Raw genomic sequence first — 11,705 nt, forward strand, 5'->3', positions numbered from 1 at the left:
GCAAGATAAAATATCGACAACGACGTAACTATAGCTTTTCACGCTATTTTTTTGTTCCCCCCGGCCTTGGGGGGAACAGAAGTCACTGCTTACAGGATCTCAAGCAGCTCAACTTCGAACACCAACGTGCTGAACGGAGGAATGGACGCGCCAGCGCCACGCTCGCCGTAAGCCAGTTCCTGAGGAATAGTCAGTTCCCATTTGGAACCTACCGGCATCAGGGTCAGCGCTTCAATCCAGCCTGGGATTACGCCGTTAACCGGGAATTCAGCTGGTTCGCCACGTGCGACAGAGCTGTCAAACACGGTACCGTCGATCAGTTTACCGGTGTAGTGCACGCGAACGCGGTCAGTACGTGCCGGAATAGCACCTTCACCCTGGGTCAGAACACGGAACTGCAAACCAGATTCAGTGCTGTTCACACCGTCTTTCTCACGGTTTTCTTCCAGATATTTGACGCCATCAGCCGCCATAGCCTGGAAACGCTCGCGACGTACTGCGTCAGCGCGTTCGTGGATTTCACGCAGTGCGCGATGCACAACATCAACCGGCACTGCCGGGTGCTTACCTTCCAGCGCGTCAGCGATACCCGCTACCAGCGCTTCAGGCAACAGTCCTTCCAGTCCGGATTCGCTCAGCTGTTGTCCTACCTGCAAACCAATGCCGTAGCTTGCTTGCGCTTCGATAGTGTCAAAAGTCGGGTTAGCCATCATATTTCCTTTCATCGGATGTAAAGTAGCGGGCAGCATATCAGCCATGCCGCATCCGGTAAAACTTTGTCTCGGGAACAGATGACAAATCGCGAGGAAACATAAACAATAGGAATATCCCGCGTTGACGTCACGAAAGCGGGTAATATGACGAACATCATAGCGTTAGCCATCTATACTCTATGATCGAGGAACGAGACGCGGAGCAGGAGGAAAGCCATGCCCGGGCGCTTTGAATTAAAACCAACCCTGGCGAAAATCTGGCATGCACCGGACAATTTTCGCATTATGGACCCGCTACCGCCTATGCACCGCCGCGGCATTATTATTGCCGCTATTGTGTTGGTGATAGGTTTCCTGCTCCCTTCCAGTGACACCAGCGATGCCCCTGTGGTGACGCGTACTGCCCAGCTGGATTTACAGTCACAGTCGCAGCCACCGACCGAGGCTCAACTGCAGGCACAGCTCGTCGCGCCGCAAAATGATCCCGGCCAGGTCGCTCCGGTTGCGCCAGAGCCAATCCAGGAAGGAGAACCTGATGCGCAGCCTCAGGTCCAGCAATCTCAGCCGCAGACACAACCTTTCCAACAGGATAGCGGAATTGACCAGCAGTGGCGCTCCTACCGCGTAGACTCAGGTAAAACGCTGGCGCAGGTATTCCGTGACCATAACCTCCCGCCAACCGATGTCTATGCGATGGCACAGGTTGAAGGCGCCGGAAAACCACTGAGCAATCTGAAAGACGGTCAGATGATACAGATCAGGCAGAATGCCAATGGCGTGGTGACGGGATTAACCATTGATACCGGGAATGGTCAGCAAGTACTGTTTACCCGCCAGCCTAACGGCAGTTTTATCCGCGCCCGTTAAGCGCTGTGACCCCGCGATTCCAGGCCTGATAAGCGATAGCGCCATCAGGCATCAAGGTGAAACGTCAGCGTTTCACCTTGTTCACCCACCAGATCCCCGAACACACCAGCACCAGCGCTACCGCATATTTCCATTCGAGAATGTTTTCACCGAGGAATATTGCCGACAGTACTGCTCCCGAAACCGGGATCAGGAAGTTAAACGGCGCAATCATCCCCACGCGATTATGCTTGAGCAGAATACTCCACAAGGCGAAAGCGACCGAAGAGAGTAACGTCAGGTAGCCGAGAATCGCCACCGAAGATGCACCGTGTACGGTTAGCGTGCCGCCAAAAGCGTAGCCGCCGATAACCAACGCCAGGCCGCCACCGCCCAACTGGTACCCTGTCATTACCGTCGGGTCCACCGTCTGAGAAATACGTTTTCCATATAGCGTGGCAGCAGAGAGAATAAAAGCTGCCATCACTACTGAGCCGTCACCTAACAGGCTGAAGCTAAAATCCATTCCGCTGCTAAAGTTCACCACCATTACGCCGGTAAAGCCGAGAATACAGCCCAGCGCTTTGTTGTAACTCAGTTTGTCGTTATGGTAGATAAAATGGGCCAGCAGCACGCTGAAGAAGGTCCCGGTCGCATTCATGATGGACCCTTTCACTCCCGTCGTGAACGCCAGGCCAATGTAGAAGAAGATGTATTGCAGCGAGGTTTGCGTTAGCCCCAACAGCGTGAGTTGGCCGTACTGACGCGGACTTAACCGGCCAATCGGTTTACGCTGCGCTACCGCCAGCAGTAGCAGCAATAATCCCGCAAACAGAAAGCGATATCCGGCAAAGACAATCTTTGAGGGAATGTCATCCGTGGCAATCTGGAAGATCTCATATCCGCTTTTGATCGCCGGATAGGCACTCCCCCACAGCAGGCAGCAGAACGCCGCGCTCAGGTAGACAACATTTTTACGTGCAAACAGAGGTTGGTGCGTTGGTTCCATTCCATCACCACTTTGAAATAATGTTTTATTTTTGTGATTATCCCGAAAAGGATAAAGAATAGCCAGAGAGAAAAGCGGGGGAACAGAAAAGCAAAACGCCGGCACAGGGCCGGCGCTTTTACGCGGTCATCAGAATAAAAACTTATTCTGCAACTACGTTTACAGTCAGCTTAGCAAACACTTCGCTGTGAACCTGGAAGCTCACTTCGTGCTCGCCAGTGGTACGCAGAACGCCGTTCGGCAGACGAACTTCGCTCTTAGCTACTTCAACGCCAGCTGCAGTTACAGCGTCAGCGATGTCGCGAGTACCGATGGAACCGAACAGTTTACCTTCGTCGCCAGCTTTAGACGCGATGGTTACGGTTTCCAGTGCGTTGATTTTCTCAGCACGAGCTTCAGCAGCGGACAGAACGTCAGCCAATTTAGCTTCCAGCTCAGCGCGACGCGCTTCGAAAAATTCAACGTTTTTCTTGGTAGCAGGAACAGCTTTACCCTGTGGTACCAGGAAGTTACGAGCATAGCCCGCTTTAACGTTAACCTGATCACCCAGGCTACCCAGGTTTGCTACTTTATCAAGCAGAATAACTTGCATTACCTTATCCTCTCAAAGTCGTATTAATGGACCGTGACCGATTACTGATGACGATCAGTGTACGGCAGCAGGGACAGGTAGCGAGCGCGTTTGATAGCGCGAGCCAGCTGACGCTGGTATTTTGCACGGGTACCGGTGATACGGCTTGGGACAATCTTACCGCTTTCGGTGATGTAGTTTTTCAGCGTAGCGATATCTTTATAGTCGATCTCTTGAACGCCTTCCGCGGTGAAACGGCAGAACTTGCGACGACGGAAATAACGTGCCATATGGCTAGTCTCCAGAATCTATCAATTCAATCTGCTCGGCATGCAGAACCATTTTGCTCAGGCCGTTCTTTGCTTTGTGGCAAGAGATGAACCCCTGAACGGTCACTGCGCTACCGACCGTTATACTGTGAGTAATGGCTTGGTTTTCGTGTCCGCTAATAATAACGGGCATTTGGCACCACGCCTGCCGGTGAAACCCGGCTTCCTCCTGCACAGAACGATGCTCAAGCACGAACTGGCAATGAGGAATTCCTGATGGACTGACCTTTCGAAGGGGGGCCCTGCACACAGTGCCGGACAACGCCAGACGGTTGGTCATCAGAAATTACTCTTCAGAATCCCCAGCTTCAGCATCATCTGCGGTTTCGTTAGCGAAATCATCGCGACGTTCACGACGCTCGTCTTTCGCTTTAACCATCGGAGATGCTTCGGTAACAGCGTGTTTAGTACGCATAACCATGCTGCGGATAACGGCATCGTTGAAGCGGAAGGTAGTTTCCAGCTCATCGATCACTTCCTGCGGCGCTTCAACGTTCATCAGAACGTAGTGAGCTTTGTGCAGTTTGTTGATCGGGTAAGCCAGCTGACGGCGACCCCAGTCTTCCAGACGGTGGATCGTACCTTCTGCACCAGTGATGGCAGCAGTGTAGCGTTCGATCATACCCGGAACCTGTTCGCTCTGGTCAGGATGGACCATAAAAACGATTTCGTAATGACGCATCGAATTGCTCCTTACGGATTATTCAGCCTCCTGTCTGGGTCAGCCGAGGCCCATGGAGGCAAGGAACGTGTTAAAGGTCGGCTGAAAAATGACGCGTCATAATACTGGGGTCAGCAGGTAAACTCAAGGTGCTTGTACGATTATTTATCATGTCGCTATTAATACATATCCAGCAGCATTTTGATGCTGATACAAATGGAGACAATGACAATCATGGGTCGGATGACTTTCTTACCGCGCGTCAGTACGACTGTCGCACCAAGACGTGCGCCAAGGGATTGCCCTGCAAACATCACCAGCCCAAGCGACCAGATCATTTTACCACCGAAAATGAAGAACAAAATCGAGGCGATGTTCGACGCCAGGTTAATAAAATTCGAGTGGATTTGCGCTTTATCAATACTGTATCCCCACAGCAGAATATAGCTGAGGGTATAAAAGGAACCTGCCCCAGCACCGAGAAAGCCATCATAAAAACCAATACATCCCCCACCGATCAACGAGAAGAGAAACAGGGATACCTGCTGCTTTCTTTTCGGTTCGCTAAGGTTTGGCGCAAAAATAAAGTAAATGGCGACTGCGATAATCAGGATTGGGAGCAGTTTCTTCAGCAATTCCGGTTCAATGAACTGGATAAGCGTCGTTCCCAGCGCAGAACCGATAAAGGCAGATAAAAACACATACTTGTGCTCCTGCACGTTGATATGTCCCCGGCGTAAAAAGTAAATTCCAGAGGTCAGAGAGCTACCCAGAGCCTGAATTTTATTGGTTGCCAGCGCATTAGCCGGGGGTAAACCAGAAATTAAGAGTGCGCCAATAGAGAGAAATCCACCACCGCCCGACACCACGTTAATAAAGCCAGCCACCAGCGCGACCATAAACATAACCACGAAATAGCTGAAATCCATGAATGAAGTATCCATAAGTTTTTGCCTTATTATCATAAAGTTATATTAATTATCCGGCTCACTATAAACGGCGTACTCAACCGATTAAATTGACTATTTGGTAAGAGCTTATGCGCGAAAGGCAGGTATTTTTTCACCGCAGCGGTATACACCAGCAGACTGTTAATTAAAGAAAAGATGGCTATGCGGTAATTTTTTGAACAACTGCATCAGAAATGGTCGCTATCGACTGCGCTGGTAGCGGTTAAAATTACATCAGAAGTTAATCACTCACAGGAGAGAGGCAACCAGAGACCGCAGTCGAGGAGGTACATATGCGAGCCCGTGTTTTGACCCTTCTGGCTGTGCTTTTGCTCAGTGCAAATGCAACGGCAGCCATCAAAATTGATAACCATCAGGCCAGGAACATGGATGATGTGCAGAGCTTAGGCGTCATTTACATAAATCATAACTTCGCCACTGAAAGTGAAGCCACTCAGGCCCTGAATGAAGAGACCGATGCGCAAGGCGCAACCTACTACCACGTGATCCTCACCAGGGAACCCGGTAGTAACGGAAATATGCACGCCAGTGCAGATATTTATCGTTAACACCAGAAATAACCAACGAGAACATTGCCACAGTTTGACTTGCCCCCTTCACTGGGGGCTTTTTTTGCAAAACAATCCCGAAGCCAGACCGATCTCATCCCCATGAAGAGTTGGCTCCGGAACGTTTATTCCTACTTCTGCCCGTAATAGGCATTTGGGCCGTGCTTACGCATGAAGTGCTTATTCATCAGATAACTGTCGATGGGGCTGAGCGCCGGATTAATACCGCGCGCAATCCATGCCATTTTTGCCACTTCTTCCATCACCACCGCGTTATGTACCGCGTCGTGAGCATCTTTGCCCCAGGCAAACGGGCCATGCTGGTACACCACTACGCCTGGCGTATGCAAAGGTTCCACCTCCCCCAGCGTTTCAACAATCACCCTGCCGGTATTTAGCTCATACTCATCCTGAACTTCCGCTTCAGTTAACGCCCGGGTGCAGGGAATATCACCAAAGAAGTAGTCCGCATGCGTCGTACCGAGCGCGGGTATTGCCAGACCTGCCTGCGCCCATGCCGTCGCGTGGGTTGAGTGAGTATGCACCACGCCGCCAAGAGAGGAATAGCGACGATACAGCGCCAGATGGGTGGCGGTATCGGAAGAAGGACGATAGCGTCCTTCCACCACGTTGCCGTGCAGATCCACAACTACCATGTCGTCCACTGTCATTGTATGGTAGTCGACGCCGCTGGGCTTAATCACCACCAGCCCGCGTTCGCGGTCGATGGCGCTGACATTACCCCAGGTAAACGTCACCAGCCCGTAGCGCGGCAGATCCATATTGGCCTCAAAAACCTGCTGTTTGAGTTTTTGCATTATACCGCCTCCACCAGACCGGCGCTGGCCATACGCGCTTTCACCCAGTCGCGCGCCTTCACCACTTCACGTGCCGGGTCGTCCGACGTTTCACTCCACATCTCAATCAGGTATGGCCCGCAATACCCACTCTGTTTGAGCGTCGCAAAACAACGTTCGAAATCGACAACCCCTTCACCAAACGGCACATTTTTGAATACGCCGGGTTTGGTATCCTTCACGTGTACGGCAACGATATGGCCCATTCCCGCCTGCAGCTCCATCTGCACATCGTTGTCCCACGCCGACAAATTGCCGATATCGGGATACAGCTGGAACCACGGATTGTTGAGATAGTGAGCGTATCCCAGCGCCTTACTGATCGAATTCATCAGTGGATAATCCATGATTTCCATCGCCAGCGTCACCTGTGCACGGCTCGCCATCTCTACGCTTTCTTTCAGCCCATCGCGAAACCGACGACGCGTTTCGTTATTGGCCTGCTGGTAATAAACGTCGTAACCCGCCAGTTGAATAACGCGAATACCGATATCCTGCGCAAACTGAATGGCTTTACGCATGATCTCCAGCCCCTGTTCGCGTACCGCATCATCTTCACTACCAAGCGGGAAACGACGATGAGCGCTCAGGCACATGGACGGTACCCGTATCCCTGTCTCAGCGATTGCGGCCACCAGCGCCAGTCGCTGCTCGCGGTTCCAGTCAAGACGCGCCAGGCGAGCGTCGGTTTCATCAACCGACATTTCGACAAAGTCAAAGCCCAGTTCCTTCGCCAGCTGCAAACGCTCCAGCCAGCACTCCCCGCCGGGGAGTGCCTTTTCATAAATACCGAGCGGGACCTGTTTCGACAACATAGTCGCTCCTTATCCCCACAGCTGGGCGATAGAACGTTTGAACTGACGGGCCGCTTCCACCGGAGAGGCGGCATCACGAATGCTGCGACCGGCAATAAATACGTGAATCGGAATTCCCTGAAACAGCGGCAGATCTTCCAGCGCCAGACCGCCGGTGACGGTGACTTTAAAGCCCATCTCGGACAGGCGTTTGATCGCGCTGATATCCGCTTCTCCCCACGCCACGCCCGCCGCCTGCGCATCACGGCTGCGGTGATACACAACTTGCCCAATCCCTGCGTCACGCCATTCCTGGGCCTGCTCCCAGGTCCAGTAACCGGTCAGTTCAATCTGCACGTCGCCGTTAAATTCTTTCGCTACCTCCAGTGCCCCCTTGGTGGTGTTGATATCCGCACAGCAGATGACGGTGACCCAGTCAGCGTTGGCTTCGAAACACATGCGGGAGAGGATTTTTCCCGCATCGGCAATTTTGGCGTCCGCCAGCACAATTTTATGCGGGTAAAGCGCCTTCAGATCGCGAACGGCGCGCACACCCTCTGCCACGCAAAGAATAGTTCCCACCTCAATGATATCGACCTCTTCGGCAATCAGACGCGTCGTTTCATACGCAGAAGACATTGATTGGTTATCCAGCGCAACCTGCAACATAGGTAATGACATTTTGGTATCCTTTTAAACAGCCGCCGCAGTGGCGTTATCAATTAAATCCAACACTTCCTGCGCGGTGCGACAGGCGCGTAAACGGTCGAAATTGGCTTCGTCATCAAAGAGATTCACGATCTGCATGATGCCCACTTCCTGATGTGTGTTGGCGTCAACTGCCGCCATCGTTATCAGAATATCGACCGGGTCGTTATCTTCGTGGTTAAACACCAGCGGTGATTTCAGCGTCACCAGCGCAAAACCAGTTTTCTTGACCCCTTCCTCCGGACGGCCGTGCGGCATTGCCAGGCCAGGCGCAATCACAAAGTACGGGCCAAACTGCTCAACGCCATCAAGGATGGCCTGGTAGTAGCGTGGTTCAACCACATCGGCCTTAACCAACAGATCCACACCAAGCTTTACCGCTTCCTGCCAGGTACTGGCCTCGGCTTGCAAAAGGATGGAATTATTGTCTGTTAGCGAGTCACGTAATTTCATATGCCGCCCCCTACTTCACGTCCTGCGGGAAATGCGCTTTGATCACTTCCAGCAGTTTTGGCCCAAAATCGGCAGGAGACAGCATGTTGCGTACGCCAACGACATATTTATTGCCAGAAACGGTAATCTCACCGGCGATATGCGTAGAGGCGATGATGATATCCGCGCCGCTCAGTTCACTTTTGTATTCACCCACAGCGCAGCTGTTTACCGTATGGTCAATATTTGACTGGGTTAAAAACTGGTCCACCTTCATTTTCATGATCATGGAACTGCCCTGCCCATTGCCACACACAGCCAGAATACGTACGGTCATAATCGGAACTCCTTATTAAGCAGAGTGTTCTGCCAGTTGTTTTTCTGCGTCTTCCTCAGCGCGCAACGTGCGTCCTGCGAAAAACATATAAGCCAGTGCAATCAGAATAATGACGGCCATAAACACGATGCCGATGGAGGCAAAGCCTTGCATCATCGGCGGTGCCAGAATTGACCAGTCCGCCATGCCCATCCAGGCGCTCATACCGGTGAGTTTCACCGCCCAAACGCAGCCGAAGATTTCGATCATCCCCATCACCAGGCAAATCTTGAGCGCCGCGCGCCAGCCGCCAAAGTGGTTAGCAAATACGCCGATGGTGGCGTTCGAGAAGAACATCGGGATAAAGCCTGGGATAATCAGGATGGAAGAGCCGCAGGCAACCAGAATACCTACCGCAATCAGTTGGCCGATGGTGCCCCACATAAAGCCCCAGACCACCGCGTTGGGGGCAAAGCTGTAAATGGCTGCGCAGTCGATAGCCAACACCGCGCCGGGGATCAGACGTTGAGAGATACCGTTGAACGCTTCTGAAAGTTCAGCAACGAACATACGTACGCCCTGGGTGATGATGAAGATAGCGACAGCAAACGAAAAACCGGTTTGCAGGATATACACCGTCCAGTGGGTTTTACCCGCCATCGCCTGAACCACATCAATGCCGAAAGAGAGCAGGATCGCCCCGAAAAAGATGGTCATCACAATCGCGGTGGAAACGATGTTGTCATGGAAGATATTCAGCCAGCCTGGCAGCTTGAGATCTTCTACGCTCTCCTCTTTCTTACCCAGATACGGCGCGACTTTGTAAGCAATCCAGGAGGCGAACTGCTGCTGGTGACCGATGGAAAAACCGCAACCGTCAGTTACTTCCTGCGTCGGTTTGTACATCATATTGGAGGTAATGCCCCAGTAGAGCGACACCAGCACCGCGGTACAGATGATGGTGGTCCACATCGGGTAACCAAAGATGTAGAAAGAGACAGCAATCAGCCCCGCCTGCTGGAACATGATGTGCCCAGTCAGCATGATGGTTCGAATGCCGGTAATACGCCGTAGCAGTACGTAACAAATGTTCAGCGCCAGCGCTAACAGTACGGCGTACCCTACCCAACTGTATGCATCGCCCATTCGTTCGATGGTTGCCATCATGGAGGCATAGGTATCGGAGATCGCGCCATTGATACCGTAAACCTCAGACATCTTCGCCACCACCGGTTTAAACGTGCTGGTCAGAATGCCCGACCCTGCCTGCAATAACATAAAACCGATAATCGTTTTGATCGTGCCTTTGATAATGACGCTGACACTTTTACGCAACAGGATGTAGCCGAGGCAGGTCACAATACCCAACAGCAACGGTGCATTGGTCATGACCTGATTAAAAAAGACGGTAAAGATGTTGTAGAGGATCTCCATAACGATCTCCAGTAGACGAAGTTGCTGAACATTCATTACAGATGCCCAGGATGTTGTGCCCTCACTCTAATTTTCAAAAGTAATCACAACAAGATTGAATTTGATTAAATGTGATGAAGTACGCAAATAATTCTCTTACTTGCAGAGTGGATTTACTTCAAATTCATACACGTCAAAATAAATTCATTTAAAACAATAAAATACAAAAATACATTTCATATAAACCATCTTGTCACTTTGTAATTTGTTCACATATTTCCATTCAACACCAAAAATCAGCGCATTGCCTTCTTGATAAAATGATGTCAGTATCAATCAAAACAAATCACAATTTGATTCAATTTGAACAAACATGAAGGTAATTGCGATGAGTAAAGTAAAAAGCATCACGCGTGAATCATGGATTCTGAGCACATTCCCGGAGTGGGGAAGCTGGCTCAATGAAGAGATCGAGCAGGAACAGGTCGCACCTGGCACTTTCGCTATGTGGTGGCTTGGCTGTACCGGTATTTGGCTAAAGTCTGAAGGCGGAACTAACGTCTGCGTCGATTTCTGGTGCGGTACGGGTAAACAGAGTCACGGTAACCCGCTGATGAAAACCGGTCACCAGATGCAACGCATGGCGGGCGTGAAGAAGCTGCAGCCAAACCTGCGCACCACGCCGTTTGTTCTTGATCCGTTTGCCATTCGTCAGATCGATGCGGTGCTGGCCACGCACGATCATAACGATCACATCGACGTAAATGTTGCGGCAGCCGTCATGCAGAACTGTGCCGACGACGTGCCGTTTATTGGACCGCAGACTTGTGTGGATCTGTGGATCGGTTGGGGTGTACCAAAAGAGCGCTGCATCGTGGTAAAACCTGGCGATGTGGTGAAAGTGAAAGATATTGAAATTCATGCGCTTGATGCGTTTGATCGTACGGCATTGATCACGCTTCCTGCCGATCAAAAAGCGGCAGGCGTGCTGCCGGATGGTATGGATGCCCGCGCCGTAAACTATCTGTTCAAAACGCCGGGCGGTACGCTTTATCACAGCGGTGATTCACACTACTCCAACTACTATGCAAAGCATGGCAATGAGCACCAGATCGACGTCGCGCTCGGATCCTACGGCGAGAACCCACGGGGTATTACGGACAAAATGACCAGTTCCGACATGCTGCGTATGGCGGAGGCCCTGAATACAAAAGTGGTGATCCCTTTCCATCACGATATCTGGTCAAACTTCCAGGCCGATCCTCAGGAGATCCGCGTACTGTGGGAGATGAAAAAGGATCGGCTGAAGTATGGCTTTAAGCCTTTTATCTGGCAGGTGGGTGGCAAGTTCACCTGGCCGCTGGACAAAGATAACTTTGAATATCACTATCCGCGCGGCTTTGACGACTGCTTCACGATTGAACCGGATTTACCGTTTAAATCGTTCTTGTGATCCACACAAAATGCCGGGCCATCCCGGCATTTTTTCCCATTTACTTTAGTATTTCCAGGCTATTTCAAATATCATCTTTTCAAA

The 11,705-nt window shown here is 51.4% G+C and carries 16 protein-coding genes; 3 read left to right on the forward strand and 13 right to left on the reverse strand.

Annotated features, from left to right (window positions below):
- Window positions 1-89: 89 nt before the first annotated feature.
- On the reverse strand, window positions 90-710 hold the full coding sequence (gene bamJ / locus OGX89_RS23335; protein ID WP_032934269.1) for a BamJ family beta-barrel-assembly machinery protein: 621 nt from the start codon (window positions 708-710) through the stop codon (window positions 90-92).
- 219 nt (window positions 711-929) lie between these two features.
- On the opposite strand from bamJ, the gene OGX89_RS23340 reads away from it, so the two are divergent.
- The gene (locus OGX89_RS23340; protein ID WP_003830442.1) at window positions 930-1,580 is read left to right on the forward strand and encodes a LysM-like peptidoglycan-binding domain-containing protein; all 651 of its coding nucleotides are present in this window, start codon (window positions 930-932) and stop codon (window positions 1,578-1,580) included.
- 64 nt (window positions 1,581-1,644) lie between these two features.
- Here the strand turns inward: OGX89_RS23340 and OGX89_RS23345 are convergent, their stop codons facing one another.
- From OGX89_RS23345 to OGX89_RS23375, 6 genes are all read right to left on the reverse strand, one after another.
- Window positions 1,645-2,568 (reverse strand): DMT family transporter, encoded by a 924-nt coding sequence (locus tag OGX89_RS23345; RefSeq protein ID WP_008786017.1) that lies wholly within the window; start codon window positions 2,566-2,568, stop codon window positions 1,645-1,647.
- A 142-nt stretch (window positions 2,569-2,710) separates the two neighbouring features.
- The gene (rplI, locus tag OGX89_RS23350; RefSeq protein WP_003025676.1) at window positions 2,711-3,160 is read right to left on the reverse strand and encodes a 50S ribosomal protein L9; all 450 of its coding nucleotides are present in this window, start codon (window positions 3,158-3,160) and stop codon (window positions 2,711-2,713) included.
- Window positions 3,161-3,201: 41 nt separating this feature from the next.
- Entirely contained in the window at window positions 3,202-3,429 is a 228-nt protein-coding gene (gene rpsR / locus OGX89_RS23355) for a 30S ribosomal protein S18 (protein ID WP_000135199.1), read from the reverse strand.
- A gap of 4 nt (window positions 3,430-3,433) precedes the next feature.
- Entirely contained in the window at window positions 3,434-3,748 is a 315-nt protein-coding gene (gene priB, locus OGX89_RS23360; RefSeq protein WP_003025674.1) for a primosomal replication protein N, read from the reverse strand.
- 6 nt (window positions 3,749-3,754) lie between these two features.
- On the reverse strand, window positions 3,755-4,150 hold the full coding sequence (gene rpsF, locus OGX89_RS23365) for a 30S ribosomal protein S6 (RefSeq protein WP_003025672.1): 396 nt from the start codon (window positions 4,148-4,150) through the stop codon (window positions 3,755-3,757).
- Window positions 4,151-4,308: 158 nt separating this feature from the next.
- Entirely contained in the window at window positions 4,309-5,073 is a 765-nt protein-coding gene (locus OGX89_RS23375; RefSeq protein ID WP_003830447.1) for a TSUP family transporter, read from the reverse strand.
- Window positions 5,074-5,372: 299 nt separating this feature from the next.
- On the opposite strand from OGX89_RS23375, the gene yjfY reads away from it, so the two are divergent.
- Window positions 5,373-5,648 (forward strand): DUF1471 family protein YjfY, encoded by a 276-nt coding sequence (yjfY, locus tag OGX89_RS23380; RefSeq protein ID WP_003025668.1) that lies wholly within the window; start codon window positions 5,373-5,375, stop codon window positions 5,646-5,648.
- 131 nt (window positions 5,649-5,779) lie between these two features.
- Here yjfY and OGX89_RS23385 read toward each other — a convergent pair whose 3' ends face one another.
- Genes OGX89_RS23385 through ulaA form a run of 6 tightly spaced genes read right to left on the reverse strand, consistent with a single transcriptional unit; the run spans window position 5,780 to window position 10,189 of the window.
- Window positions 5,780-6,466 carry an L-ribulose-5-phosphate 4-epimerase gene (locus tag OGX89_RS23385; protein WP_063941652.1) on the reverse strand — a complete coding sequence of 229 codons (687 nt, stop codon included), beginning with the start codon at window positions 6,464-6,466 and terminating at the stop codon, window positions 5,780-5,782.
- Entirely contained in the window at window positions 6,466-7,320 is an 855-nt protein-coding gene (locus OGX89_RS23390; RefSeq protein WP_003830452.1) for an L-ribulose-5-phosphate 3-epimerase, read from the reverse strand. Before OGX89_RS23390 ends, OGX89_RS23385 begins: the two co-directional genes overlap by 1 nt.
- A gap of 9 nt (window positions 7,321-7,329) precedes the next feature.
- The gene (gene ulaD / locus OGX89_RS23395) at window positions 7,330-7,980 is read right to left on the reverse strand and encodes a 3-keto-L-gulonate-6-phosphate decarboxylase UlaD (RefSeq protein ID WP_003025660.1); all 651 of its coding nucleotides are present in this window, start codon (window positions 7,978-7,980) and stop codon (window positions 7,330-7,332) included.
- Window positions 7,981-7,992: 12 nt separating this feature from the next.
- Complete coding sequence (ulaC, locus tag OGX89_RS23400; protein WP_003830454.1) at window positions 7,993-8,460, reverse strand: PTS ascorbate transporter subunit IIA; 468 nt, start codon at window positions 8,458-8,460, stop codon at window positions 7,993-7,995.
- A 10-nt stretch (window positions 8,461-8,470) separates the two neighbouring features.
- The gene (ulaB, locus tag OGX89_RS23405) at window positions 8,471-8,776 is read right to left on the reverse strand and encodes a PTS ascorbate transporter subunit IIB (protein ID WP_003025655.1); all 306 of its coding nucleotides are present in this window, start codon (window positions 8,774-8,776) and stop codon (window positions 8,471-8,473) included.
- A 15-nt stretch (window positions 8,777-8,791) separates the two neighbouring features.
- Window positions 8,792-10,189, reverse strand: coding sequence for a PTS ascorbate transporter subunit IIC (gene ulaA / locus OGX89_RS23410; protein ID WP_003830456.1), 1,398 nt, complete (start codon window positions 10,187-10,189; stop codon window positions 8,792-8,794).
- Between the two features lie 367 nt (window positions 10,190-10,556).
- On the opposite strand from ulaA, the gene ulaG reads away from it, so the two are divergent.
- The gene (gene ulaG / locus OGX89_RS23415; protein ID WP_003025649.1) at window positions 10,557-11,621 is read left to right on the forward strand and encodes an L-ascorbate 6-phosphate lactonase; all 1,065 of its coding nucleotides are present in this window, start codon (window positions 10,557-10,559) and stop codon (window positions 11,619-11,621) included.
- Window positions 11,622-11,705: the final 84 nt, after the last annotated feature.

Source organism: Citrobacter sp. Cpo103, assembly GCF_030332605.1.
GTDB classification, from domain to species: Bacteria; Pseudomonadota; Gammaproteobacteria; order Enterobacterales; family Enterobacteriaceae; genus Citrobacter; species Citrobacter portucalensis.